Below are 26791 nucleotides of genomic sequence, written 5' to 3'. Positions count from 1 at the left end.
GCGGATCATTTCCCGGCCCTGTTGCACGGACTGACCGGCACCTCATTTTTTCGCGCGCTCGAAAAGTTCCTCGAAGCGCGGTTTTGCCCGAGCCGGCATATCGACCGTCCGGTAGCTCTGCGGCAGGGTCGCATCGCCGACCTTGATCAGCATGACCATGCCCATGCCATAATGCGGTGAACATTTGATACCGTAGAAACCCGGCTTGTCGAAACCGGTCTCGAATTCATCATTGATCCGGCTTTTGAAACCTTCCACACCTTCAGGAACCATCCCCTCAACGGTCGCGGCATTGTGACTCTTGTGGGTCGGCACGAAGCGTACGCGATCACCGGCGGCGATCTCCAGAAAATCGGGCTCGAACACCATTGGGCCCTTCTCGCCCCTGTTCAGCATTTTCACCTCGAAGGTTTCTGCCGAGGCATGTGCGGATAAACCCGACCCCATGAGCACGGCAACGCCTGCAACTCTTGCAAGCCTAAGCAATTTCATCATGCCATGACCTTTCTTGCATGATCGGCCCGTCCGTGGGCCGGCAGAAAACGAATGTGCGAAAGGCCGCTTCCATCAACCGTCACAACGCATTCCACTCCGAAGACGGACGCTATCGTTGCCGGCGTCAGGACTTCGCGCGGCGCGCCGATGGCGATCATCTCACCGCGATGCATAATGGCGATGCGGTCGCAGAACATGGCGGCGTGATTGAGATCATGAAGGGCCGCCACAACGGTCAATCCCTGCCGGCGCACCAGATCGAGCAAGCCGATCTGGTGGCCGATGTCGAGGTGATTGGTAGGCTCGTCCAGCAGCAGAATATTGGGCTCCTGCGCCAATGCGCGGGCGATATGCAGTCGCTGGCGCTCACCACCGGAAAGGTGGTGCCAGCTGCGCTCCGCCTTGTCGGCCATGTCGACATTATCGAGCGCGGCCTCGACGATCGCGTCGTCATGCGCAGACCACGCCGAAAGTGGACCGAGATAGGGCGTGCGCCCCAATTCCACCGCCTGTCGTGCCGTGATGCGCTCGGTGGTTTCGGCCTGCTGCTCCACAAAAGCCAGCCGGCGAGCGAGTTCACGCCGTCCGAGGGAGGCGAGCGGATCGCCGCCGAGCATGACGTGACCGTGGCGCGGCTTGCGGATGCCGGCCAGCATGGAGAGCAGCGTGCTTTTACCGGACCCATTCGGGCCGATTATGCCGAGAAACTCTCCGGAGCCGACATCGAGCGAGACACCGCGTACGATGTCGATATTGCCTGCGCGAAATTTCAGGTCATGAGCGGATAGCTTCACGAACGTCCCCTCTTCTGTCCGAGGATGAAGGCGAAGGCGGGCGCGCCGACGAGCGCGGTGATAACGCCGATGGGCAGCACCTGCCCGGGAATGACAATGCGGGAGAGAATATCGGCGATGATCATGAATACTGCACCGGTCAATGCTGTCACCGGCAGCAGCAGCCCATGGCGGACGCCGACGAAGATGCGTGCCGCGTGGGGAATGACGAGGCCGACAAAGCCGATGGACCCGACCAGCGAGACCATCACCGCCGTCATGATCGCCGAAACCGAGATCAGTACTGCATAGGTCCGCCGCACCGGAATGCCGAGCGAGGCAGCCGCCTGCCCGCCGAAGGCGAAAGCATCAAGCGCCCGGGCGTGCCAGAGGCAAACCGCAAGACCGGCAACACTGACCGGCAGGGCCAGCCACACATCCGGCCAGCGCACACCCGAGAGGTTCCCCAGCAGCCAGAACATGATACCGCGCGCCTGTTCGGCATTGGCGGATTTGGTGACGATAAAGGACGTCATGGCATTGAACAGTTGCGAACCAGCCACCCCGGCCAGGATGATGGCACTGTTGCCGTGCCCTGCACGCACCGCCAGAAGACTGACAAGCGAGAATGCGACGAAGGCACCGATCAGTGCCCCCGCCGGCATTGTCAGAAAGCCCGCCCCAAAGCCGAGAAGGGCCACGCCCACCGCTCCGGTGGAGGCGCCCGCGGAAATACCGAGGATATAGGGGTCGGCAAGCGGGTTGCGCAGCAGCGATTGCAGAACCGCGCCGGCAAGCGCCAGTGAAGCCCCGCAGCAGGCGGCCACGACGGCGCGGCTGAGACGATAGCTCCACACAATTCCCTCATCCAGCGGTTCCAGCGGATAACCGGCGTCAAACACCCGGTTGGCGATGGTTTTCGCCACCACATCGAATGGAATGGCGGTTTCGCCGATGGCCGCCCCGGCCATCAGCGCGCCTAGCAGCAGGGCGAGCGCGGCAAAAACCAGCCCTCCTCTGCCGAGATGGATTGAAAACCCGCTCACTTGGCGAGACCGGCAGCCGAAATTGCCTCAGCCAGCGTTTCAATGCCTTCGATCGTCCGGATGGTCGGGTTCATCGCCTGAGCATCCATCTCGAAGACGTGACCTTCCTTCACAGCTGGCATGATGCTGGCCACGGGATCGGTGGCGAGGAATTTCTGCTTGACGGCGATGTCGTCAGCCGGGAAACGGCGGCGGTCCATCTTTCCGGCCACAATCACCGAAGGATTGGTCTTGGCGATGGTTTCCCAACCGACCGTTGGCCATTCTTCGTCGCTCTCGATCACATTCTTCAGGCCGAGCGCCGACATGATGTAGCCGGGCGCGCCATTGCGGCCCGCCACATAGGGATCGATATCCAGTTCCGCGCTGGAGAACCAGAACACGGCGGAAAGCTTGCCGTTTGCGGAAGCAATCTTCGCGCGGGCAGCATCTTCCCGTTTTTTGAGATCATTGACCACTTCTTCGCCGCGATCCTGGACGTTGAAAATCTGCGCGAGGTCGCGGATTTCCTGATAGATCAAATCCATTGTGAAGCCGGTCTTGCGCACGCCGTCGCCGCCCCCGGAATTGTCCTTGCCCACGCAATCTGCCGGCGAGGTGTAAACAGGAATGCCGAGTTCGGCGAATTGCGCTGGCGTACCGACAACGCCCTCGGGGCCGATCTGCCACTGGAACTGCGTTGTGACGAGGTCCGGCCTCTTTCCGACGACGGCCTCGAAGCTTGGATCATTGTCGGCCAGACGCTCCACCCTGGAATTGGCCTGCTCATAGCCCGCAAGGACCGGGCCGATCCACAGGGCCGTGCCAACGACCTTGTCGGCCAGCCCGAGCAGATAAAGAACCTCAGTCGTGCTCTGGCCGACGGAGACGGCGCGGGCGGGCGGCTGCTTGAAGGTGATGTCGTGACCGCAGCTTTTGATTGTCAAAGGATATACCGTTTCCGCAGCATTGGCGGTGGCGGCGGGCAGAACTGCAAGCGCAGCAGCGAGAAAGCCGGCGCGGACCGGCAGGCGTCCAGAATGAAACATGTGTTCTCCAATCGAAATGAAATCGCTTGTTCCAGAGCAGCGGCGTCAGAACGCGCAGCAACCACGGAACGTCTTGTACGGAGAACGGTAACAGGACGCAAACCAAATGTTATGAAATAACATTACAATCTCCTCTTCCGGGCTTCCCCGCCCGTAACGATGGTTTATATTTTGACGGCAGGTCTCCTGACTCACGGATTTGCGCCTTTCATCTGCCTTCCCGCATTCCGGAGAATGCAGTGGCATGACGCCATCGGCGTCACGAGGATGAGCGGCAATCCGCTTACAGTTGCGGGGGCAGCCACGGCATTGGGCGATAATCATCACCCGCACCGTGTTCCCTATTAATCCCTTCGCCTTTCGGCTGCAGGAACCGTCGCTTTCTCACATAAGGGTCAAGGGGCAGTGCGTCAATCATCAAAGCATGTTTCTAGCGCAGCGGAACGCATCGCGTCGGGCGACGCCCGAAAAAGGACCACCACATAATCAGTCGAATTGAGGCGGTTCAAAACTGCGCTTCAGCACAGCGATGGACCCGCAAGGGCGAAAATCCTCGCCGGACCCGAACCCGCAGGCTGCGGCGTCTGTTTCGACATGGTGGTAAGAGTTTCGATCACGACCAGGCCGGATTGCGTCAGAAAATCGGTCAATACGCCCTGGTCTTGCACGGCATCCAGACGGACGAGCTGATCGTCCAGATCGGCAAAATGCCGACTCACCAGCGCGACCGCATCTTTCTCCTCAACTGCGACGACCGGACCGACGATGTGACCTCGCCCGGCCGCCCGCCGCAGCGCGAAAGCCACCAGACGATCGACCTCGAAAAGGCCATAGCCAGTATTGTCGCGCAGAAGACGTTGCAGCACGCCCCGCCTCGATACGCCCAAAGCCACCCGGTCAATCGTCACGACCGCCGACAAATGATCTTCCGAGAGGGGCTCGATCCGTTGCTTTCTGCCGAGCCCCGGTGTCTGCACGGGGGAGCGCGCCCTGCCCCGAAACAGCTGCACCTTTTCCGCATCTCCGGAAAAGCCTAACCCTGCAAAAAGACGACGTGAAACGTCCGTGGCGTTCAGCCGCAAGACGGTTGCCGGGTATTTCGCCAGAAGCTGCCGCACCAGCCAGGGCGCCACGCCACGCCCCTGCAGACGTGGCGATACGATGACCATGCCGAGCGTCGCGAAACCCTGATCATAGGGAAAGAGCATCGCTGTCGCGACAACACGGTCGATCTCGTCCAGCGCAGCGAGACCGACACCGCATTGCCTCAGGAAACACCATTCATTGGCGTGATAGCGCCATCCGACCGCCATGGAGAGGGCGTGCAGACGATCTGCCTCCACATCGGCAATATCCACGGTCCGCAACTCGAAACTATCGACTTTGAGCAGCTCCATCGCAAACGGCTCTCACTCCCTCCAGCGCGGGGAACCAGCGTTCCCGGCGTCCAAGCCATGACGTGCGAGGATAACGAGCCATGCCAGCACGAATTTTCTGAAAGCACTGGAAGGACACAACAATCTACCGAAATACCTCGCTTTTCAGCAGATAAACGCCTTCGGCCGTTCTAAGCTTTTGCAATGAGCAATGCTGCCATCATAACGGGCCAACGGGGACGACCATGAACGCAATCGAAATCCTTGAGCGTCTCGTCGCCTTTCCGTCCGTGGTGGGAACGGCCAATGGCGACATTGCCGGATGGATTGCCGAATATTTGGAAAGCCATGGCGCAAGAGTATCCGTGATTCCGGGGCCGGAGGGAGACCGCGCCAATCTCTTCGCCACCTTCGGACCGGCCGATCGGGCCGGTTACATTCTGTCCGGCCACATGGATGTGGTACCCGCCGGAGAACCGGAATGGTCTTCCGATCCTTTCCGGCTGAGAACGGAAAACGACAGGCTTTACGGACGCGGGACGACCGACATGAAAGGTTTTCTGGCAACCGTCCTCGCCGCAGCCCCTGCCTATTCGCGCATGACGCTTCAGCGCCCCGTGCATATCGCCTTTTCCTACGACGAGGAGGCAGGTTGCCGCGGTGTTCCCCATCTCATCGCGCGCCTGCCGGAACTGTGCGCGCCACCGGCGGGCGCCATTATCGGCGAGCCCAGCAATTTGCGTTCCGTGCGTGCCCACAAGGGAAAAGCCGCGGCGCGGGTCAGCATCCGTGGCAGGTCAGGCCATTCTTCACGGCCCGATCAGGGAGTGAACGCCATTCATCTGATGGCAGGCATCATCGCGACGGCGGTGGAGGCGGCAGACGCGTTGACCCGGGGTCCTTTAGAGAAGACCTTCGAGCCGCCCTACTCGTCCCTGCAGATCGGTACCGTCAACGGCGGACAGGCGATCAACATCATTCCCGATCATTGCGCCATCGAACTGGAGGCAAGGGCGATTTCAGGCGTCTCGCCAATCGACCTGCTGGAGCCGGTACGACGTCGCGTGGAGGCGCTCACCGCGACAGGTGTCGATATCGAATGGCTGCCGATGAGCGCCTATCCGGCGCTGTCGCTTCCCGCCCAGGCCCCGCTTGCCTCGCTTTTGGAGGAACTGACCGGCACTCCCGGTCTCGCGGCCGTCAGCTATGGCACGGAGGCCGGGCTCTTTCAGGCAGCGGGCATCGACGCCATCATCTGCGGCCCCGGCGATATCGGCCGCGCCCATAAACCGGACGAATTCATAACAGCGGGCGAACTTTCCGCCTGCCAGTCGATGCTGGAAATGCTCGGCCGGCGCTGCACGGCTTGAACCCTCGAAACCACGGATCAGATGACATTTCTCTTTAACTCCGACGCCAGACGCGGCGAAATCTTCCGGCAGGCCCTGGCTGACGAATTGCCGGATCTCCCCTTCGCAATGGATGCCTCCAAGGTCGATCCCGATGCAGTCCGTTACCTCATCACCTGGACGGTGCCGGAAGATATAGCGCGTTATCGTAACCTCGAAATCCTCTTTTCGATCGGGGCCGGTGTGGACCAGTTTCACATCGATACGGTCCCGCAGACGGTGAAAGTCGTACGCATGGTGGATGAGGGGATCATCCGCATGATGCAGGAATATATCTGCCTCGGCGTGCTCGCCCTTCACCGCAATCTCCCCGCCTATCTGAAACAGCAGCGGCAGCAGTTGTGGAAGGCGCTGCCGCAACGGCAGGCAGAAGAATGCCGGATTGGCGTTCTTGGCCTCGGCATGCTGGGCGTCGCAGCGCTAGAGCGGTTAAGAACTTTCGGCTTTCCGCTCGCCGGCTGGAGCCGGTCGCCGCGCGAGATCGATGGCGTCACCTGTCACCATGGCGATGACGGGCTGAAAGCCATACTCTCCACCAGCGACATCCTCATCTGCCTGCTGCCGCTGACGGACGAGACCACCGGACTTCTCAACGCCCAGCGCCTGAGCCTTTTACCCGATGGCGCGGGACTTGTTCACGCCGGACGTGGCAGACAGCTCGATCACGGCGCACTCCTCGATGCGCTCGATAAAGGCCGGCTCTCGGGTGCAGTGGTCGACGTTACGGATCCCGAACCGTTGCCCGAAGACCATCCTTTCTGGACCCACCCCAAAATTCTCCTGACGCCGCATATCGCCAGCGTCACTCAGCCCCATTCCGCGGCACGCACCGTTGTCGAAAACATCAAACGCCACGAGTCCGGTCTTCAACCGCTCGGCCTTGTCGACCGCCGCCGCGGATATTGATCATCACGCCTGTTTCAGAAAGGAAAATCCATGCCGCTTCTCAAGCCCATCGATACCAACCCCGATTTCGAGCCCAAGGCCTCCAAGGCGCTGCCAGAACGCCTCATTGCAGGCGACCCGTCGTTCAAGACCTGGGCGCTTGACGAAGCTCGCGACGGAACCGTGAAGACAGGCATTTGGGAAGCGACACCGGGGGAAAGCCGTTCCATCAAAGGTGAGACCTTCGAGTTCTGCCATATTCTGGCCGGCGTCATCGAAATCACCCCTGATGGCGGCGAACCGCAACGTTATACGGCGGGCGACAGTTTCGTAATGAAACCCGGTTTCGTCGGCGTCTGGAAGACCATTGAGACGGTGCGCAAAATCTACGTCACAGTGAACGGATGAGGCGTATCTCGCCGGTTTTCCAGGTTGCCCGCGACAACGGGAACCGGCGAGAGACCACAGGCAGCACGCACCAAAGATTGCGCTGTCTGGCAACGGTAAAACGGGATTTTCGTTCACTGCCACGGCTGCAGTCGGTCGATTTCGCTTGCCGACAGGAATTAGCTTTGAGGGCATATTCAAAGGGGATTTCCCATGACGCTGAGCTTCGATCCAGACAGCCTGTCCCTGCCAATCGGCCACTTCATCGGCAGCAGGCTCGTCACCGCTGAAAACGGTATCGACATGCACCGCCCATCGGACGGGGCCCCATATGCCGGGTGCCCGAAGGCGGATGCAGCCCTGGTGGATGAAGCGGTGCAAACGGCCAAGGCCGCACTGAAAAGCAGCAACTGGGGCGGCGTGCGCCCGCGCGAGCGCACCCGGGTCCTGCAACGCTGGGCTGACCTGATAGAGCAGGAAGCCGAGACGCTGGCAAAGATCGAGGCGCTGTCCTCGACCCGGCCGGTGGGCCAACTGATCGCCGGCGATATCGCCGTGACCGCCGAGCAAATCCGCTTCTTCGCCGAATTCGCCGACAAGGAAGGCGGCGATCTGGTGCCGACCGACGACACGAGCCTCGGCATGATCATGACGGAGCCCTATGGCGTGGTGGGTGCGATTACACCGTGGAATTTTCCGGTCTCCATGGCTGGCTGGAAGCTTGGCCCGGCGCTTGCGGCAGGCAATGCCGTGGTGCTGAAACCTTCGGAGATGACGCCCTTCTCCAGTATTTTCATGGCGCAGCTGGCGATCAAGGCCGGGTTACCCGCCGGCCTCATCAACATCGTGCTGGGCGACGGTCCCGTCACGGGCAACGCCATCACCGGCCATCCCGAGATTTCCAAGGTGAGCTTCACCGGCTCCACCGCCGCGGGAGCCGCCATCATGGCCAATATCGCCCGTACAGGGATCAAGCCCATGACGCTGGAACTTGGTGGCAAGAGCCCACAGATTGTCTTCGCCGATGCGGATATCGAAAAGGCGGCGACGGCCATCGCCGCCAATATTCTCTCCAATGCCGGGCAGGCCTGTGTGGCCGGCTCGCGCATCCTCGTGGAGGACAGTGCGGCAGATGCCCTCTCCGCCGCGATCATCGCCCGCATGAAGGCGGTGAAGCCCGGGCCCACCTGGGACGAGGCAACGCAATATTCGCCTATTATCTCCGAGGTGCAGCGCAAGCGCATCGACGGTATCGTGCAGGCGGCGGTCTCCCATGGCGGCGAATGCCTTACCGGTGGCGCGATCATGGACGGCCCCGGCTATTTCTACCAGCCGACACTGATCGCAAACGTCGACCAGACCTCCCCCGCCGTGACCGAGGAAATCTTCGGGCCGGTGCTGACGCTGCAGACCTTCCGCACGGAAGAAGAGGCTCTTTCGCTTTCCGATCATCCGACCTACGGTCTGGCGGCGGGTCTTTTCAGCCGTGACGTCTCACGCGTCATGCGCCTGTCCCGCGCCATCCAGGCGGGTACGATCTGGGTCAACCGTTACGGCCGCTCGCGCGACCACATTCTGCCTACCGGCGGCTACAAACGTTCCGGCATCGGCAAGGATCTCGGACGGGAAGCCTATCTCGCCAACCGCAAGAGCAAGAGCGTCCTAATTGGACTGTGACAGGGGAAATTTCTTGAAAACGCATCGCATCGCACTCATTCCCGGCGACGGCATCGGCAAGAGCGTCACTCATGCCGCATGGCAGGTACTCAACGCCGCCGCCAGAACCTCCGGTTTTGCGCTTGAAGGAACGGAGTTCCCCTGGTCCTGCGCCTTCTATCGGGAAACCGGCGCGATGATGCCCAAGGACGGTATTGAGACCCTGCGCGGTTTCGACGCCATACTCCTCGGGGCCGTAGGCTGGCCGGCCGAAGTTCCGGATTCGGTATCTCTGCACGGCCTGCTGCTGCCGATCCGCAAGGCCTTCGTGCAATATGCCAATATCCGACCGCACCGATTGCTTCCCGGTGTCGAAGGTCCGTTGAAGGCGGATCGATTCGATATCCTCTGCATTCGCGAAAATACCGAGGGCGAATATTCCGGCGCCGGTGGCCGGGTGCATCAGGGCACAGACGATGAGGTGGCCGTGGAAACCTCGATCTTCACCCGGACGGGCGTGGAGCGCATCCTGCGTTTCGGCTTTGAACAGGCGCAGAAACGTCGCGGCAAGCTGGCCTCCATCACCAAGTCGAATGCCCAGAAATATTCGATGGTGTTCTGGGATGAGGTAACGCACAGGCTCGCCGCCGAATATCCCGGTGTCGAGGTTTCCAGCTACCACATCGACGCCATGGCGGCGCGCATGGTGATGGCGCCGGAAAGCCTCGATGTCGTCGTCGCCTCCAATCTCTTCGGCGATATTCTGACCGACCTGGGCGCGGCCATTCAGGGCGGTCTCGGATTTGCCGCCTCCGCCAATATCAATCCCGACCGCAGCGCGCCCTCCATGTTCGAGCCGGTGCACGGTTCAGCGCCTGACATCGCCCATCTCGGCATCGCGAACCCAATAGCCGCCATCTGGTCGGGGGCGATGATGCTCGAGCATCTCGGGGAAAAGAATGCCGCGGCTCGGATTATGGCCGCACTGGAAACGACGACCGGCCGGGGTATCGGCACCGTGCCGGGCAGGGATGAGACGGACGCCATAACGGCTGCAGTTCTCGCAGCGCTCGACTGATTTCGGAGACAGATGATGCAAGGTTTGAAGGATAGGGATCTCTTTCGCCAGGCCGGCCTGATCGGCGGCGCATGGAAGGCAGCGGCATCGGGCAAGGCGGTCGACGTGATCGACCCGGCAACGCAGGCAGTCATCGGCAGCGTGCCGGATATGGGCGGAGGGGAAACCCGGGCGGCGGTGGAGGCCGCCGATGCGGCCTTCGGCCCCTGGAGAAAAAAGACCCATGCCGAGCGGGCGGCCCTTCTCGAAAAATGGTTCGCCCTGATGATCGAGCATATGGACGATCTTGCGCTGATCCTGACCACGGAACAGGGCAAGCCGCTTGAGGAGGCGAAGGGAGAAATCCGCTATGGCGCATCCTTCGTCAAATGGTTCGCGGAAGAAGCTCGCCGTATTGGCGGCAGCACCATCCCTTCACCGACACCGGACCGGCGCATTGTGGTGCTGAAAGAACCGGTCGGCGTCTGCGGCATCGTCACCCCGTGGAACTTTCCGAACGCGATGATCACGCGCAAGGTTGCACCCGCACTTGCCGCCGGCTGCACCGTCGTCATCAAGCCTTCTGAATTCACGCCCTATTCGGCACTGGCGCTCGGTGTTCTCGCCGAACGGGCCGGTATTCCCGCTGGTGTCATCAACATCGTGACCGGCATGCCGACCGATATCGGCAACGAAATCATGGCGAATGAGACGGTGCGGAAAATTTCCTTCACGGGCTCAACCCGCGTTGGCTCAATCCTGATGCGAGGCGCTGCCGACAGTGTAAAGCGGCTCTCGCTGGAACTGGGCGGCAACGCGCCCTTTATCGTTTTCGACGATGCCGATCTCGATCTGGCCGTGGAAGGCGCGCTCGTTTCGAAGTTCCGCAATGGTGGGCAGACCTGCGTCTGCGCCAACCGCATTCTCGTTCAGGCAGGCGTTTATGACGCCTTTGCAAAAAAACTGGCGGATCGCGTTGATGCCATGCGGGTCGGTCCCGGCACGGAGGCCGGTGTGTCCGTCGGCCCAATGATCAATGAGCCGGCCATAGCGAAGATCCGCGCCCATGTGGAAGATGCCGTGGCCAAAGGTGCGAAGATCATCACCAGACCCCGCCCTCTACCCGAAGGTCCGCAATACACCGCCCCCATTGTGCTGACCGGCGCAACGACCGGCATGCGTCTGGCAAGCGAAGAGACCTTCGGCCCGGTCGCTCCCCTCTTCCGTTTTGAGACGGAAGAAGAGGCGATCGCCATCGCCAACGGCACCCCGTTTGGGCTTGCGGCCTACTTCTACACTGAAAGCCTCAGACGCGCCTGGCGCGTGGGTGAAGCGCTGGAATTCGGAATGGTGGGCCTCAACACCGGCGCGATTTCCACTGAGGTCGCCCCTTTTGGCGGCGTCAAGCAATCCGGCCTTGGCCGCGAAGGCGCGCAGGTCGGCATCGAAGAATATCTGGAAATAAAGACGTTCCATATCGGCGGACTTGCCTGATACTTCTTTCCCATCCCCGACTAAAGGGTCGCCCAGCGACCCTTCTTTTTTGCAGATCGACAAAAAACGAGATGCCTGTGCGGAATGGGAAGCGCGGCCCGAATGAGCGCCTTCTTCAGTGGGCCGCGTCGATCATCGCGATCCAGCCGGCAGCCCGGCGGGCGGCTTCGGCCAGGACGGGTTTCGGAGCCTTATACCACTCATTTTCCGGCAGTTCTCGTTTCAGACGAACGAAGCTTATCGCGTCGCCCAGGGCCGGAAACTCCGCTGGCAGTGTAAGATGGAGGAAGAGCGCGACGACGGCGACAGAGCGGGAACGACCGCCCCGGCAATTGATGAGCACATTGCCGCGCTCCCGGCGGGGGTAAGATGGTTTTTCCGGCAGAATCTGCTCCAGCGCCGCCCGCAGAATATAATGGGCTGCCACCATCTGGGTATCAGGATTTCCGGCCCCGTCGATCAGACCGATCTTGTAATATCGGATTTCGCCCGGCCCATAGACGCTGCCTTCATGATCTGAAACCACATCGGACTGTTCCACGAAATTGAAGTCCAGATTGACGGCGCAATTGACGACGGTGGTAATGCCGTTCTGACGCAGAAGATTGAGGTCGCTCGCACCCTCTTTACCCGAAATGAAGAGATCGACACCATAAAGCGGATGCCGTTCATAGATGCGGCTGAGCTTCGGCAGTTCGCCGCTCTCCTGCTCTCGGGCTATGGTCTGTTGCGGTTGCGGCATGTCATGTCTCCCCGGCACCGGTACGGCAGCCATCATATCTTTGCTTTTTCAGTTTTCTGCGGCGGTTGGCCCGTGTTGCACCGACGTCTTGGCGCTGCGGCTTGCGGATATGGCTCGTGCCACCCGCTGCAATGTCGGATAGTTGGCCCCCTCACCCGTGGCTATATAACCCGGGCAAAGGAATTCGGCGGCGCCTTCCGCCACCTTTCCAAGAGTGAGAGGTTCATAGGTGCCGCCGGCATTTTTGAGAATGAGGATGGCGGCTGCCACATCCCAGGCGTTGACGCCGAAACCAGCGGCCGCATCCGTCCAGCCCGCCGCGACGTGAGCAATGCTGAGCGCAGCACTGCCGGGCCGGCGCAATGTAGAAAAGGTCTCAGTAAGAGTACCGAAATTGGCGAGCGCCGCTTCCCGCCCATCCAGCCGGAAATCGCGCGAGACGGGATAGCCGGTGATGAGCGTCGCCCGTGTCTCGTCCGAGACGCTGCGCGAGCGCAGCCTTTCGCCGTTCACATAAGATGCCTGGACATCGGCCGAAAACATCTGCTCCGCGACAGGGTCATAAACCACGCCGGCAACAACCTTCCCGTCGATAACAGCGGCAATGGACACGCACCAGAAGGCAAGGCCGCGGGCGAAATTTGCCGTGCCGTCGATGGGGTCGACATACCATTGCACCTCACCGCTACCGATCTGGCCGCCCTCCTCACCCATGATGGCCGAGTTGGGTTCCCGTTCGAGAATGATGGTGCGAATGGCGGCCTCTGCGCGCTTGTCGTGGATAGTCACGATATCGTGGAGATCGACCTTGTAGTCCACCGTCATATCCGATCGGAATGCCGCAAGCAGGGGATCGCGCACGGCACGCGCCGCTGTTTCGGCGATCTTCATCAACCGCACGGAGCGGGAAAAAGCGCCCTCATCTCCAGGATTTCGTTCGCTCAATGAGGTCTGCATCGGCATGTCCATTCCGTTCATTCGCAAAAAGGAGGAGGCGGCGCGGCCAGGACCGCGCCAGCCGGGATTACTTCGTGTAGTTGACGCGCCAGAAATCCTGCCACTCCTCGCGCCGATCGAAATCATCGAGACCCGTAGCAGAATTGTATCCCATCAGCCGGTCAGCAACCTTCATCAGCCCAGAAGGCTCATCATCCGGCATCTTGATGTCGGTATTGGTCGGCAGCTTACCGTCCTTCATCTGCGGGGCGATGCCCTCTTCCGTCAGGATATAGTGGATAAAGAGCTTGGCCGTGTTCGGGCTTTTGGTCTTGGAGGCCATCAGGCCGAGCTTGATATAGGTCCAGCCGACCCAGGGATCGAGGTCGGTGCAGAGGCCGAGCTTGTAGCCCTTGTCGGCATTGTCGCGAAATTTGGCTGAACTTAGCAGGCCGAAGAAGGGCTGGTTCTGGCCGGGCGCGCCGACCGCTTCCGCAACCGGGTCGTCGCCGTCGGTGGCGAGCGGGCCATTCGCAGCCAGCGCCTTTATCCACGCAGCTGCCGCACTCTTTTCCTCCGTCTCCCTGCCGAAATGAGCCTTATAGGCCGCCGCTATCTTTTCATTACCGTGGGCTTCAAGCTGGTTGAACCAGTCGGTATAGGTGCTCTTGCTGAGCGGATCGACCATGGCGACCTTGCCTTTCCATTTCGGCTCGGTCAGTTCCCAGATATTCGTCACGGGGCATTTGTCATAGGCTTCGGTATTATACGCCCAGACGTTGGCGTTGGTGGAAATGGCCAGTGGGTTTTGAAACTGCGCCGGAATTTTCGAGTTCATGTCGCCCGGCAGGTAATTTTCCACAAAACCCGCCGGCAGAAGCTGGGCAAGTGCAGAGGGCGCATCGGTAATCAACACCACATCCCCCTGCACATTGTTCGACTGGCTTTCGCGGATGATCATCTCCAGCTGGCTATTGGCGGAAACCTTTACGCCCGTCGCCTTCAGCCCGTATTTGGCGCTGAATTTATCCGCCATCTCAACGATCTTGCCGGTGCTGTCATAGATGTTGATCGGCTTCTCCTGCTTTGCCGCCGCGAGGACGGCGTCGAGATCGAATGGTTCTTCAGCCGTGGCGGCCAGAGCAGAAGCGCCTATAATCATTGCACCTGCGGCCATAGCCGAGGCAGCCCTCAATTTCATTTTTCGCATCGTTTCCCCTCCCAAGGAAAGACAGGCGGGTTTGCACCCCGCCTTCCGTTTATTTTTTGTAATTCACACGCCAGAAATCCTGCCAGCCTTCGCGCTTGTCGAGATCGTCGGCCGCCGTTGCGGCGTCGAAAGCCATCAGCTCATCGAGATGATCGGCGACCCTCGAAGGCTCATCCGCCGGCAGGGCGATTTTCATATTGCCGGAAAGCTTGCCGTCAGCGGTCTGTGGCGCGATGCCTTCTTCCGTCATCAGATAATGCAGGAAGAGTTTCGCGGCATTCGGGCTTTTCGTTTGCCCGGCAATCAGGCCGAAACCGGGATAGAGGAATCCGGAAAATGGCTTTACACCGCTGCAAAGACCGAGCTTCAGCCCCTTGGCTTCATTGTCACGATACTTCGCGACCGAGGTGATGACGAAGAAGGGATCGGTCTGTCCCGGAGCACCGGCAGCGTCCGCCACCGAACTGGAATCCGTCAAGAGCGGCGCATTTTCGGCAAAGGCTTTCACCCAGGCAGCCGTTGCGCTTTTTTCGCCCGTTTCCAGCTTCTTGCCGTAGAGGTCCTCGTAGGCTTTGGCGACATCGGCATCGTGGTGGGTTTCGATCTGGTTGAACCAGTCGGCATAAAGCGGTTTGTCGAACAGATCGAGCATGGCAAGCTTGCCCTTCCAACGCGGCTCCGTCAGCTGCCAGATGTTGGTGACCGGGCATGTGTCGTATTTCTCGGTATTGTAGGTCCAGACATGCGGGTCTGAGACGACCACGAGCGGATCCCGCAGCTTCTGCTGAATATCGCCTTCGATATCAGGCGGCGTCCAGCTGGTAGCGATACCTGCCGGCAGAAGCTCGCCCATGGCGGAGGCAACATCCGTGGCCACGCTCACATCGCCGACGACATTGCCAGCCCGATGTTCGCGGATCATCAACTCGACCTGCGTCGCCTCGTTCACCTTCTTGCCGCTGGCCTGCACGCCATACTTGGCCGTAAACGCCTGCGCGGTATCCACGATCTTACCGGTCACCGCATAAACCGTAATCGGCATTTCCTTCTTCGCGGCAGCGATGAGCTCATCGAGATTGAAGGCTTCCTGCGCATGCGCGGCCCCGCCAAGTGCCAGCGAGACGCCGAGGCAAAGTGCGGAGGCGGTCCCCCGCCGCCTGCGCTCGTTGCCATTATTATTGCTAGCCATGATCGTCACGAGTTGATCCCCCATTATTTTTTGTAGTTCACACGCCAGAAGTCCTGCCAGGTTTCACGCGCATCCCAGTCTTCAAGACTGGTCGCCATGCTGTAGGGCAGAATGTTATCGAGGACGGCGCCAATACCCGATGGCTCGTCAGCGGGCAGACTTACCTCCCTGTTGGTCGACATTTTGCCGTCGATCGCCTGCGGCGCGATGCCTTCGGCGGTCATGATGTAGTGAATGAAAAGCTTCGCCGCATTCGGGCTGTTCGTGCCCTTGGTGATCAGCCCGACGCCCGGATAGAGCCAGCCGACCCAGGGTTTCAGCTCCTTGCAGAGGCCGAGTTTCATGCCCTTCTCGGCATTGTCGCGGAACTTGGCCGAACTGATGAGGCCCATGAAGGGTTCTTTCTGACCGGGAGCACCAACGGCTTCGGCAGCAGCCGCATCGGCGTCGGTCAGAAGCGGAGCATTGGCGGCAAGCGCCTTCACCCAGGCTGCCGTCGCGCTCTTTTCCCCGGTTTCGAGGTCCTTGCCGTAAAGCGCCTTATAGGCCGCTTTCACTTCACCATCGCCGTGGCTGGCCATCTGGTTGAACCAGTCGACATAGGATGCCTTGCCGAGCGGATCCTGCATCGCCACCTTGCCCTTCCACTTCGGGTCGGTCAGTTCCCAGATGTTGGAAACGGGGCATTTGTCGAAGAGTTCGCTATTATAAGCCCAGACATTGGCGCTGGTGACGACGGTCAGCGGGTCCTGATACTCCGGCGGAATATTGCCGGCCATATCCGGCGGCAGCCAGCTTTCGACAAAACCGAGCGGAATAAGCTGCGCCATCGCGGCCGGCGCATCGCTGATGATCGAGACGTCACCCTGAATATTGTTGGCGCGCGCCTCGCGGATGATCATCTCCAGCTGGGCGGAGGCCTTCACCTTCGCGCCCTCAGCGCCGACACCGTATTTCGCGGCGAAGTTCTTCGCCATTTCAACGATCTTTCCCGTGCTGTCATAGACGGTGATCGGTTTTTCCTTTTTCGCCGCCTCGATCAGGGCATTGAGGTCGAAAGGCTCTCCCGCTTTCGCCACGCCGCCAAGCGTTGCGGCAATCGCCGTTGCGCATAAGAGCCGGCTCAGGCCCGCTGTTGTCCGCTTCATCCTGCTTCTCCTTCAGCCGTCTCGGCGGCGTTTTCAGTTGTAGGTGCTGTGGCGCAGAACGGCGTCCGCCTCGGTGATCCTCTGCCCCCTGGCATCGAAGGCGTGAAGGGCTTCAGGCGGCACGTGAAAGAACACGCGGTCGCCGCTGTCGATACGCGGCAGGAAGTGGGTGGTCAGGAACAGCGTGTGGTTCTCGCTTCTGAGTTCGAGAATCCAGCTGCCGCCGGTCGGCAGCACGCCGGTGACCGTCATCTCGCCGGCGAAGCTGCCTTGCGGCACATCCTCGGACTTCATCACATAGCCCATGGCTTCCGGCCGCATGCCGATCGAGGCAATGCCGCGCAGTTGCGGATAACGGGTTGCGAAATAGGCTTCCGCCCTGTCCGCTATGTCGGACACCCCGGGCTGGCCGAAAGTCAGTATGTTGATCGGCGGGCTGCCGACGAATTCGGCGACGAAACGATTGGCCGGACGGTCGTAGATATCGTTCGGCGTGCCCATCTGCTGCAGCGTGCCTTCGTTCATGACGGCAATGGTGGTGGCAAGTGTCATGGCTTCCCACTGGTCATGCGTCACGAAGACGATGGTCGTCTTGAATTCCTTGTGCAGCCGCTTCAGCTCGGCGCGCATTTCAAGCCGCAGCCGGGCATCCAGATTGGAGAGCGGCTCATCGAGAAGCAGAACGCCCGGATTGACGGCGAGCATGCGGGCAAGCGCCACACGCTGCTGCTGACCACCGGAAAGCTGCGACGGATAGCGGTCGCGATATTTGGCGATGTCGAGCGCCTGCATGACGCGCTCGACACGGGCTTCACGCTCGGCCTTCGGCAGCTTGCGCAGGCGCAGGCCGAAATCGGTATTGCGCTCGATGGTCAGATGCGGCCATAGCGCGTAGCTCTGGAAAACAAGGCCCATTTCACGTTTTTCCGGCGGCACAAAAATGCCTTCGGTCACGGAATCGATCACCCGGTCGCCGACGCGGATCTCTCCGCCCGAGAGGTTTTCGAGGCCAGCTATCATGCGAAGCGTGGTGGTCTTGCCGCAGCCGGAAGGCCCGAGCAGGCACATGAACTCGCCGTCGCGGATTTCGAGATCGAGATCGGAAACCGCATTCGCGGAATTCACGCCGTAGTTTTTCTGCGCACCGCGCAGGTTGATGGTAGGCATCAGCTTCCAAGTCCTTCTGCAAGATTTGTGCGGGTCAGCTTCTGGGCCAACAGCGTGCCGAAATAGGCAATGGCGGCGATGATCAGCACCACGGCGTTGGCAGCCTGCGTGTAGTGGTAGTCGACCAGCCGCAGCGAATAGGTGGTCAGAACATCCGTGCTCGGCACGGCGAGGATCACGAAGAGGCTGAGACCCTTGATGCCCGAAATGAAGGGCAGGAGAACCCCGGTCACCAGCGATCCTTTCTGGATCGGGATGATGATCGAGATCATGCGGCGGAACCAGCCTGCACCGGCGATCTGGGCAGCCTCTTCCGGGTCCTTTCCAAGCTGCGTCATGGCGGAAATGCCGGCTCGCGAAGCATAGGGCATCTGGTCAGCGATCAGCGCCAGGATGAGGATCGTCACCGTACCATAGAGCGCCGGCATCGGCCCGCGCGGAACGGCAAAGAGCGACAGATAGGCGGCGGCAAAGGCAATGCCGGGCACGAGATAGGGCAGGAACGTCACCTGTCGCAGGTAGACGGACAGGGCACGCACCGGCGTGCGGATGACGACATAACCAACGAGCAGGCCAAGAATGCCCGATGTGAGCGAGGCAAGCCCGACGATCATCATCGTGTTTTTTGCGGCAGCCCATAGGTCGGGGCTCAGGAGCACGCCGGTCTGCAAGGCGACGGTGTTGAGGTTGCTGCCAATCCAGTAATCGAGGGTGAAGTTGTCGAACGTGAAGCGGGCCGGCATTTTCATGACCGTCGAGAGCGCCAGGGTGAGAAGCGGCAGGCCGACACTGAGGACGAAGATGGCAGCCGCGAAGCCCGTCGCCGGAAGACGCATCTTGCCGAGACGGCTCTGCCTGTTCATCGAGCCTTTCGAACCAATGGTCACGAAACGGCGGGCTTCGCGAACGAGGCGGGCGTCGATCATGAGCGTGATGATGCCGATGAGCATGATCGAGGCCGCGACGACACCGGCAACGCCCGTCTGGCGCGACGCAATGCTGCGGAACAGCGATGTGGAGAGAACCTCGAACTTCACGGGCAGCCCGAGAACATAGGGCACGCCGAACTCGCCAAGGCATTTCGCAAAGATCAGCACCATCGAGGACAATAGCGCCGGGCGCATCAGCGGCAGGATGACCTGCAAGGCGACCTGATAACGATGGGCACCGAGAATGCGGGCGGAATCCTCGAGCTGCGAGTCGAAGCGGCGAAGCGCCGAGCCGAACAGCAGGATGACGAAAGGCGTGTAATGCAGGGCAAGGATGATGGTGATCGGGAAACGCCCGTAAGCCACCCAGTCCGGCGGCGTGAGGCCTATCGCCTCGAACCAGCCGGGCTGGCCGCCAACGGTGCGATTTTTAAACAACGTCGTCCAGGCGAGCGCGAAGGTCCAGGCCGGCAGCATATAGGGCACGATCAAGGCCGTGGCGAACCAGCGGCGGCCGAACATGTCCGTTCTGCTGATAAGCCAGGCAAGAACGGTGCCGATGACGAGCGAAAGTGCAATCGCCCCGAATGCGACGGTCAACGTATTGAAGAGCGGACGCCAGAAAAGATCCGATGCGACGGGCGAAAAAAACGCCCTGTCGAGATAATAAAGCGTGAGATCGCCGACATCCTTGCCGAGGCGCCGTTCGTGGCCGAACTGGACGCGGACGGCATCGAGAATGATCGAAACGATCGGAACGACGATCAGATAGGTGAAAAGCAGAGCCGTCAGAACGCCGATCAGCGTCGTCGGCTCCCTGAGTGCGACCTTGAGACGATACCGCCAGGCCTGCCATGCCGAAGGCGCGGTCGTCGGGGGACTTCCCAGCGCCTCCGCCTTCGTCGTTTCGCTTAAAAGAGCCATTCTCTCTCCCCATATGGCCACGCTTTGCCCTCACGCGCCGGCAAACACCTGCCTTCGCGCGACCCGTAGAACAGGCGGCGCGTGCGTAACCTTCAGCAATGCATCAATGCTTCAGAAGCGGGAGTTTCACCCGCTCACAACGATGATCCCAGCTCCTCCCGAAAACATCGCGGGCAAAGCGATTATGGAATAAAAATTCCATATCTCACTCTACCTTGGAATGCATGATCCGTCTTAAAAGACGTGTTGTCAATAAAAAAATGCACACGTGATCATTAACTTATTTATTTGTTTTCAAACGTGTTTTTGTCACAAAACTGTAATTTTTGAACGGCGCGGGGCAGGAAATGTTTTTCCTGTCCCGACGCCTGTGGAACGGATTGGATATTTCCTAAAACGCCAGAGAGCTTTTCTCAAGGGTGACGGGGTGCTGGTGAAATTGGAATAGCCGACATCCCGTAGCCTGTGATATCAGGCATTGGATTTCGGAACCGGGGGAGTCGGATGGCAAGAGGGTTCGTGACGGCCGAAGAGGTGGCGAAAAAGGCCGGGGTTTCACGCTCCGCCGTCTCTCGTACCTTCACACCCGGCGGCAGCGTATCGAAGGCCGTCCGGCGCAAGGTGCTGAAAGCCGCGCAGGAACTCGGCTACCGCGTCAACCGTCTGGCGCAGGGCCTCAACAACGACCGCTCCAATCTCATCGGGGTCGTCGGTGCCAATCTCAGCTCCCCATTCATTTCAAAACAGCTCGATCTCCTCAGCATCGGCCTCCTGCGCCGGGGCTTGCAATGCCTGTTGCTGAATGCGGCAGACGCCCGCAAGGACATTGCGCCACTGATCGAGCTTCTCTTCGAATTCCGCGCGCAGGCCATCGTGGTCCTTTCCGGCGAACCGCCGGCCTCGATCGTCGATGAATGCATCGCCAATGGCGTGCGCCTCATTCTCATAAATCAGCGTCTTGATCGCACCGACACGAATATGGTGTTGAGCGACGATTCCCATGGCGCCGATCTTGCCGCCATGCGGCTTGTGGCGGCGAAATGCAGGAAAGTCGCGGTCGTTTCCAGCGGTAGCCAGACGCCGGCTCAGCTGCGCCGCGCCGGTGCCTTCACCCAGCGCATGACGGTTGAAGGTATCGAGGTCGTGCCCTGGTCCGGTGGTCCGACCAGCTATGACAGCGGCTATCAGGCCGGCTGCGAATTGCTGGCGGACAAGTCCATCGATGGCGCCTTCTGCGTGACCGATCTGCTCGCGCTCGGCTTCATGGACGCCGCTCGTCTCGAAATGGACCGCCGGGTGCCGGGAAGACATCTCGATCGTCGGCTTCGACGACATTCCGCAGGCGGGCTGGAAAAGCTACCAGCTGACGACCGTTGCCCAGTCCTTCGACGCGTTGACGGAGAAGGTCCTGACCGCTCTTGACAGCGACGAGCCGGAAACGCGGCTCCAGGTCGTGCCCGTTTCCATGGTGGAGCGCATTACCGCACGCTAACCCGCCTGCCGGATCCGGCTTTCGATCAGCAGCCCGCTCTCATCGAGGATCGGGTGGGCGACGGCTGCAAGATGGGCGTTGATGCGCTTGAGATCGCGCAACATGTCCAGATGCACCGAACTCGTCTGAATGCTGTCAACCCGGCCGTCGCGCAGGCGCTGGAGATGGCTTTCCGACGATTGTTTTTCCAGCCGCCGCACATCTTCCTTCACTTCCACCAACCGACGGGCAAGATCGGCGTTGCGAGTGGCGAAAACGGACTGTGCCATGCGGATATTATCGAGCGTGACGGCAAAAAGACGCTCAAGTTCACTTTTCCCATCATCGGAAAAGCGGAGGCCGAGATCGATCTTCTTGGCGATCTCCGGACGGATGCCTTTCTCGATGATATCGCCGATATGTTCGAGATTGATGGCATATTCGACAATATCCATCGCACGGCGCTGGTCCTTGCGGGCCAGGCCATTCTGTCCGACCTTCGAGACATAAACCTTGATTTCATGCTGCAGGCGGTCGACCCGGCCCTCCAGGCTGCTGATATCGTTGAGCTTTGCGGCATCACTGTCCCGCATGGCCTCACTCGCCTGCCGCAGCATAAGCTCGATCAGGTCGCCGACCAGCAGCACCTCGCGGCTTGCACCGGCAAGCGCCGCAACCGGTTGATCGAGATCGTGACTGTCGAGATAGCTGTGATTGTTTTCGGTGCTCTCTCTGTCCGGCAGCAGCATCGTCGTTATTCGCAGAAGCACTGGCGAGAGCGGCCACGCGAAGGCGGCAACAGCGAAATTGAAGGCGAGATGCGCATCCACCGCTAGATTCGCATGCGAAAAGGGTGACATGTCCAGCAGGGCCGCGGCATATCCGGCCAGCGGCAGCGCTGCGAGGCAGCCGATGGCCCTGACGACGAGATTTCCCACCGTCACCCGGCGTGCCGCGATCGGGGCTTTCAGCGTCGCCAGTACCGGCGGCACCGCGCCGCCCAGATTGGCGCCGAGCACCAGAACGATCACGAGGCTCGTTTCCATGCCGCCGCTGGCGGCAAGCGACAGGATCAGAACGACGATGGCGAGACTGGAGGAGGCAAGAACAGCAAGGACGGCGGAGAAGATCAGCGCCACAGGCCAGGCATCACCGAGCATGCCGATAAAGAGACCCAGTGCTGGCGACTGCCTGATGGGATCAGTTGCAGCCGAGAGAAGATGAAGGGACAGCAGCATGAGACCGACACCGGCCACCGCCGCCCCGCCTCCCTGCCGCTGCACCGATTTGCCACGCGACAGGATGACACCCGCAAGGATGAGCAACGGCGACAGCCAGCCAAGCCCGAGAGCGACAATCCACGCCGTCATGGCAGTTCCGACATTGGCGCCGAGCAGGACGATTTGCGCCATGGCCGGCGCGATGAGGTCCTTCTCGACGAAAGAGGCGACCATCAGCGCGGTGGCAGTGGAACTCTGCAAGGCGATTGTCGCCACGAGACCAGCGAAGAAGGAGCGATACCGGCCGCGCGTGCCGGCGGCCAGACCGATGCGGAGCCTCGCACCAAAGGCGCGTGACATGCCATCCTTTATCTGCGCAAGCCCGAAAAGCAGCAAAGCCACGGCACCGAACAGGTTGATGCCGACAACGACCGATTCCATTCAATCACCCCGCCTGCCGTCCCGGCGGCCGGACAGCAATCAACCCAGCCATGATAGACCGCCCCTTCCGCAAATCGTCGGATCAAACCGCAACGCGTTCACGCTGCGACCCGAGCCGAAGCGTAATGTCGCGCGGGCTGCCTTCTGCACGCTCAAGAAACAGGCCGAGCGCTCCGAGGAAGATTTCGATAAAACTCCTGACGGACCCGTCGTGACGATCCGGCGCGCGGCCGAAACGCTGCGCCAATTTCCGATAGAGGCAGAGCCGCTCATGCGGGATATGCGGCAGGGCTAGACCCGCCGCCTGTCGCAGGCAATACCAGTCGGCAATCAACTCGAACATGGGCAATTCGAATGACAGCGCAAGTCCATCAGACAGTTCGTGGCCATCCTGCCCAAGCAGGAGGAGAACCTCCCGCACGGTTTTGCCGGAGATTGCCGCAACGATCTCTGCCGGCCATTCCTTGCTGAAATAGCGATGCCTGATCAGCGCCCGCTTGTGGCCAAGCAGGAAGCCACCATAATCACCGGCTGCAAAAGACGGGTCGTCCTCTTCACCTGCCAGTACCGTCTCCTGCGCGTAACCCCGGCAAATACGGTCATTGACCGGCAGAGCGGTCATTTCCACCGTTTCCACGCTGATGTCCTGCCGGGCTGGATGGATGACCTTGAATCCGGGAGGAAAGGCGACGAGCGAAGGGACGGCAATATTGGTGAGCGACCTATCACCCTCCCCACCCTGCGTCACCCCCTCGACATGCAGGTGCCCGCTGAAATGGACGGTTAACCCAGCCCGCACCAGCGCGTCTTCCACCGCTTTGCGTGGCGTACGGCGCACGACATTGGTTTCACCGAACAGGGCACCTTCGGCACGGCTTGCTCCATCGAAGGGATCAAGCACCGGATAATGGGAAAAGCCGAGCAAGGTCTTGCCGAGCAGCTCCGCCCTGTGGCGCACGTGGGCAATCCAGTCAATGATGAAGGGCTTGCAACGCAGGAGCGCGTTCCAGCCACCCGAAGTGCTGTCGGTAAAGGCGGCTTCCTCACCTCGCTGAAAGACACCGTCGAGCGGCTCGAAAATATTCGCATCGATCATCAGGAGCCAGAGGCCCTCTTCCGGCTCGACAAGATAGGAGGCGTCCATCAAGCGATAGACATTCCGCCCATCGGGAGAGCGCACGTCGTAGAGCCGGTCTTCCGGCGCGTCGGACGCGCCGAAGGGCGTCTCCCAATGCAGATAATCCGGCTGGCGGAAATAACCGAAAGCCCCCATCGGATCGAGGCCGGCGGGATAACCTTCGCAGTACATGCGGTCGGTTATGACGACCCCTTCCCCGGTGCGGCGCGCATCGCTGGAAACCAGGACGCCTTTGCCGTTCTCCGTCAGGAATTCCTTGGTGTGATTTCGGCCGCAAGGGCCGAAAATGTCATGGTTCCCGGGCAGCGCATAAAAAGCGGTGCCATGGGTATCGCGATGGCGCTCCAGAATGCCCTTCAGCGTTTCAGTCGTCACCCGCTGGCCGTCATCGGTATAATCGCCGAGCAGCACCACATGGCGAATGCCACGCTGGCGCACCTCTTCCAGCGCCGCATGCAATGCAACCGCGCTCTCGTTGAAAACCCGGGTGGATTCACGCGTTTCCGACCAGCTGCGCATGGTGATGCGCTCGCCATCGATTTCGATGCCGGGAAACCCGAAATCCGCTGAAGTATCATGAAAATGCGCATCGGCAATGACGGCAACGGAAGGCAGCATATGTGTCAGCATGATTGCGCGATCTTTCTGCCCTCAACCAAGTCGATCCATTCGGAAGCGCGGCGGGCGGCGGCATAAAGCATCGGTTTCGGCGTCTCGAACCATTCGTCAGGCCGCAATTCCCGTTTCGTGCGGATCACGGCCAGCGCATCGTCGAGGGTCGGATAGAGGTCGGGCTGCTGCTTGTGCAGGAAAAGCGCCACCAGCGAGACGGAACGGCTGCGGCCGCTGCGGCAGTTGACAAGCACATTGCCGCCATCGACAAAGGGATAAGTCTCCCGCTTCGGCATGGTCTGGCGAAGTGCGCCATCGAGTATGTAATAAGCGCCCAGCATCATGGTGTCAGGGCTGCCATCGCCGTCGATCAGGCCAAGCTTGTAATAGCGGATATCACCATAACCCACAGCCCGCCGGTCGCCTTCTTCGGCCATCGTCTGCACGAGATTGATATCAAGATTGACGGCGCAATTAACGACGGTCGTAATGCCGTGCCGGCGCAGAAGCTCCCGGTCGCCAGCACCATCGCCGCCGCCGATGTAAAGGGCGGCATTATGCGGACCGAGCCCTTCCGCAATCAGGCTGATTGCCGGGCGGGCATAAACGGGTCCATCCATTTCATTCCTCCACATGCGCGAACACCCCGAACAGGTGTTCGCCTGAAATCAGGCCGAGGCGGCGCGCTGCCGCTCCGACGGCGTCCTTTCGGCAAGGGGTATATTCGCTGCCTGGCTGACGCCTCTGGCAACACCGCGGGCCGCAGCCAGAACAGGCCCGCCATCCCGAAGACTGCCAATCTCCAGAAATGGGCAGACATCGCCGCCAGCTTCGCTGACGAGTAGCAAGCCCGCAAGACAATCCCATGAATTCATATGCAATTCGAGATAGGCGTCGGAACGACCGTCGGCCACATAGGCAAGCGCCAGCGCTCCAGAGCCTGCACGACGAACATTGCTGCCCATATCGAGCAGGTTCCTGACGATATCGAGATATGTGGAATTCGCGACCCGGGTCGACCAGCCCATCTCGATCGATGACGCATCAAAGCGCGTCGTTTCCGCGGTTTGAATCGGCTGCCCGTTGCGCGTTGCTCCCTCACCGCGACGCGCGAAATAAAGCTCGTCAAGCGCAGGATTATAGATCGCGCCGATTTCCGTTCGCCCCTTCTCGACATAAGCAATGGAGATGCAGAAATGCGGGATGCCACGCGCGAAATTCGCGGTGCCGTCAACGGGATCGACGACCCACACCCGATCGCCGATCTCACCGCCGCCTTCTTCACCAAAGAAACTATCGTCTGGGAAACAAGCCGAGATCGCCCCGCGAATATGCGCCTCGGAAGCCGCATCGGTCACAGTCAGAAAATCCTGCGGCCCCTTCATGGAGAAGCTTCGTGTCGCCTCACCCTGAAAACCTTTGAGCACCAGTTCGCCGGCGGATAAAATAACGCTGCGGCACAGTTCAGCGCGAGCTGCCAATGTATCCGGATAGGGCATCGAGTCCATGCGCAAAACCATTTCTTTTGAGTGAACGCGTGTTCATATTGCACACGCGTTCATTAATTTCAAGAGGGTTTCCTCGGTCAAACATGACTATCGAATGACAAAGTATCGGCATGTTCATTCCGGAAGCTTGCAGGTCTGTTCGCAAGGCAGCGCAATGACTGCGACCAACAGCCAATGGAACGGTTTTGCACCGCGGGAGTTTCGTTCCTGTAAACCACGACAGGAGGAAAAAATGGATCATAGCAATCACGTACGTCTGGTTGAAACCGAACTGACGCCGTCGGTTCTAGAAGGCGCGACCGTCTATGGCGCCGATGACCACAAGGTCGGGAAGGTTGACCACGTACACGGCGTCGGCGCCGGCAGCACGGCGATCATCGATGTCGGCGGCTTTCTCGGCATCGGCGCAAAGCCCGTCGCAGTTCCGCTCAGCGACCTTGACTTCATGCGCGATGAGGACGGCGATGTCCACGCAGTGACCTCATGGACGAAGGATCAGTTGAAGGACATGCCCGAGCATCGTCACTGAATGCATCCCACCAGATTTCAG

The 26791-nt window shown here is 60.4% G+C and carries 23 protein-coding genes, 1 pseudogene and 1 riboswitch; of the genes and pseudogenes, 8 read left to right on the top strand and 16 right to left on the bottom strand.

Going from position 1 to position 26791, the window contains the following annotated elements:
• Positions 1–42: 42 nt before the first annotated feature.
• The 5 genes from QE453_RS06770 to QE453_RS06750 all read right to left on the bottom strand — a co-directional run bounded on the left by QE453_RS06770 (position 43) and on the right by QE453_RS06750 (position 4739).
• Positions 43–495, bottom strand: coding sequence for a pseudoazurin (locus QE453_RS06770; protein ID WP_309776552.1), 453 nt, complete (start codon positions 493–495; stop codon positions 43–45).
• Positions 492–1289, bottom strand: coding sequence for an ABC transporter ATP-binding protein (locus QE453_RS06765; RefSeq protein ID WP_037091030.1), 798 nt, complete (start codon positions 1287–1289; stop codon positions 492–494). The genes QE453_RS06770 and QE453_RS06765 overlap by 4 nt, the downstream gene beginning before the upstream one ends.
• Complete coding sequence (locus QE453_RS06760) at positions 1286–2314, bottom strand: iron ABC transporter permease (protein WP_037091029.1); 1029 nt, start codon at positions 2312–2314, stop codon at positions 1286–1288. The genes QE453_RS06765 and QE453_RS06760 overlap by 4 nt, the downstream gene beginning before the upstream one ends.
• Positions 2311–3342, bottom strand: a complete 1032-nt coding sequence (locus tag QE453_RS06755; RefSeq protein WP_037091027.1) for an ABC transporter substrate-binding protein — start codon at positions 3340–3342, stop codon at positions 2311–2313. The genes QE453_RS06760 and QE453_RS06755 overlap by 4 nt, the downstream gene beginning before the upstream one ends.
• Before the next feature lie 158 nt (positions 3343–3500).
• Positions 3501–3735: riboswitch (cobalamin riboswitch) on the bottom strand.
• A 125-nt stretch (positions 3736–3860) separates the two neighbouring features.
• Positions 3861–4739, bottom strand: a complete 879-nt coding sequence (locus QE453_RS06750) for a GNAT family N-acetyltransferase (RefSeq protein WP_309776551.1) — start codon at positions 4737–4739, stop codon at positions 3861–3863.
• Between the two features lie 224 nt (positions 4740–4963).
• Between QE453_RS06750 and argE the strand changes: the two genes are divergently transcribed.
• The 6 genes from argE to QE453_RS06720 all read left to right on the top strand — a co-directional run bounded on the left by argE (position 4964) and on the right by QE453_RS06720 (position 11606).
• Positions 4964–6088: an acetylornithine deacetylase gene (gene argE, locus QE453_RS06745; protein WP_262622372.1), complete on the top strand. Its 1125-nt coding sequence runs from the start codon at positions 4964–4966 to the stop codon at positions 6086–6088.
• A 21-nt stretch (positions 6089–6109) separates the two neighbouring features.
• The gene (locus QE453_RS06740; RefSeq protein ID WP_309776550.1) at positions 6110–7033 is read left to right on the top strand and encodes a glyoxylate/hydroxypyruvate reductase A; all 924 of its coding nucleotides are present in this window, start codon (positions 6110–6112) and stop codon (positions 7031–7033) included.
• 30 nt (positions 7034–7063) lie between these two features.
• Positions 7064–7420 (top strand): cupin domain-containing protein, encoded by a 357-nt coding sequence (locus QE453_RS06735; protein WP_004438300.1) that lies wholly within the window; start codon positions 7064–7066, stop codon positions 7418–7420.
• Between the two features lie 192 nt (positions 7421–7612).
• The gene (locus QE453_RS06730) at positions 7613–9076 is read left to right on the top strand and encodes an aldehyde dehydrogenase (protein ID WP_034498365.1); all 1464 of its coding nucleotides are present in this window, start codon (positions 7613–7615) and stop codon (positions 9074–9076) included.
• Positions 9077–9089: 13 nt separating this feature from the next.
• On the top strand, positions 9090–10133 hold the full coding sequence (locus QE453_RS06725; protein ID WP_072493623.1) for a tartrate dehydrogenase: 1044 nt from the start codon (positions 9090–9092) through the stop codon (positions 10131–10133).
• Positions 10134–10148: 15 nt separating this feature from the next.
• On the top strand, positions 10149–11606 hold the full coding sequence (locus QE453_RS06720; RefSeq protein ID WP_309776549.1) for an NAD-dependent succinate-semialdehyde dehydrogenase: 1458 nt from the start codon (positions 10149–10151) through the stop codon (positions 11604–11606).
• A 115-nt stretch (positions 11607–11721) separates the two neighbouring features.
• Here the strand turns inward: QE453_RS06720 and QE453_RS06715 are convergent, their stop codons facing one another.
• The 7 genes from QE453_RS06715 to QE453_RS06685 form a co-directional block, all read right to left on the bottom strand.
• Positions 11722–12348: a dual specificity protein phosphatase gene (locus QE453_RS06715; RefSeq protein WP_022563563.1), complete on the bottom strand. Its 627-nt coding sequence runs from the start codon at positions 12346–12348 to the stop codon at positions 11722–11724.
• Positions 12349–12396: 48 nt separating this feature from the next.
• Positions 12397–13311 (bottom strand): inositol monophosphatase family protein, encoded by a 915-nt coding sequence (locus QE453_RS06710; protein WP_022563562.1) that lies wholly within the window; start codon positions 13309–13311, stop codon positions 12397–12399.
• Between the two features lie 61 nt (positions 13312–13372).
• The gene (locus QE453_RS06705) at positions 13373–14461 is read right to left on the bottom strand and encodes an ABC transporter substrate-binding protein (protein ID WP_404977886.1); all 1089 of its coding nucleotides are present in this window, start codon (positions 14459–14461) and stop codon (positions 13373–13375) included.
• 82 nt (positions 14462–14543) lie between these two features.
• Entirely contained in the window at positions 14544–15683 is a 1140-nt protein-coding gene (locus QE453_RS06700) for an ABC transporter substrate-binding protein (RefSeq protein WP_309776931.1), read from the bottom strand.
• 23 nt (positions 15684–15706) lie between these two features.
• Complete coding sequence (locus QE453_RS06695) at positions 15707–16831, bottom strand: ABC transporter substrate-binding protein (RefSeq protein ID WP_111813445.1); 1125 nt, start codon at positions 16829–16831, stop codon at positions 15707–15709.
• Between the two features lie 33 nt (positions 16832–16864).
• Positions 16865–17998, bottom strand: a complete 1134-nt coding sequence (locus tag QE453_RS06690; RefSeq protein ID WP_034498371.1) for an ABC transporter ATP-binding protein — start codon at positions 17996–17998, stop codon at positions 16865–16867.
• Positions 17998–19851, bottom strand: coding sequence for an iron ABC transporter permease (locus QE453_RS06685; RefSeq protein WP_309776548.1), 1854 nt, complete (start codon positions 19849–19851; stop codon positions 17998–18000). The genes QE453_RS06690 and QE453_RS06685 overlap by 1 nt, the downstream gene beginning before the upstream one ends.
• A gap of 504 nt (positions 19852–20355) precedes the next feature.
• On the opposite strand from QE453_RS06685, the pseudogene QE453_RS06680 reads away from it, so the two are divergent.
• Positions 20356–21343, top strand: a pseudogene (locus QE453_RS06680) (LacI family DNA-binding transcriptional regulator).
• On the opposite strand, the gene QE453_RS06675 reads toward QE453_RS06680, so the two are convergent.
• The 4 genes from QE453_RS06675 to QE453_RS06660 form a co-directional block, all read right to left on the bottom strand.
• Complete coding sequence (locus QE453_RS06675; RefSeq protein WP_125270856.1) at positions 21340–22983, bottom strand: Na/Pi cotransporter family protein; 1644 nt, start codon at positions 22981–22983, stop codon at positions 21340–21342. The pseudogene QE453_RS06680 and the gene QE453_RS06675 sit on opposite strands and share 4 nt — an antisense overlap.
• Positions 22984–23065: 82 nt before the next feature.
• The gene (locus tag QE453_RS06670; RefSeq protein ID WP_309776547.1) at positions 23066–24751 is read right to left on the bottom strand and encodes a metallophosphoesterase; all 1686 of its coding nucleotides are present in this window, start codon (positions 24749–24751) and stop codon (positions 23066–23068) included.
• Positions 24745–25353 carry a dual specificity protein phosphatase gene (locus QE453_RS06665; protein ID WP_278067778.1) on the bottom strand — a complete coding sequence of 203 codons (609 nt, stop codon included), beginning with the start codon at positions 25351–25353 and terminating at the stop codon, positions 24745–24747. Before QE453_RS06665 ends, QE453_RS06670 begins: the two co-directional genes overlap by 7 nt.
• Positions 25354–25401: 48 nt before the next feature.
• Positions 25402–26241, bottom strand: coding sequence for an inositol monophosphatase family protein (locus QE453_RS06660; RefSeq protein WP_309776546.1), 840 nt, complete (start codon positions 26239–26241; stop codon positions 25402–25404).
• 232 nt (positions 26242–26473) lie between these two features.
• Here QE453_RS06660 and QE453_RS06655 point away from each other — a divergent pair, with 232 nt between their 5' ends.
• Positions 26474–26770 (top strand): PRC-barrel domain-containing protein, encoded by a 297-nt coding sequence (locus QE453_RS06655; RefSeq protein ID WP_004438228.1) that lies wholly within the window; start codon positions 26474–26476, stop codon positions 26768–26770.
• The last annotated feature ends 21 nt before the right edge of the window (positions 26771–26791 follow it).

The sequence above is a fragment of the Agrobacterium sp. SORGH_AS_0440 genome (genome assembly GCF_031453135.1).
GTDB classification, from domain to species: Bacteria; Pseudomonadota; Alphaproteobacteria; order Rhizobiales; family Rhizobiaceae; genus Agrobacterium; species Agrobacterium pusense.
The sequence above is the reverse complement of the archived record's forward strand: the minus strand, read 5'-3'. Positions and strand labels throughout refer to the sequence as shown.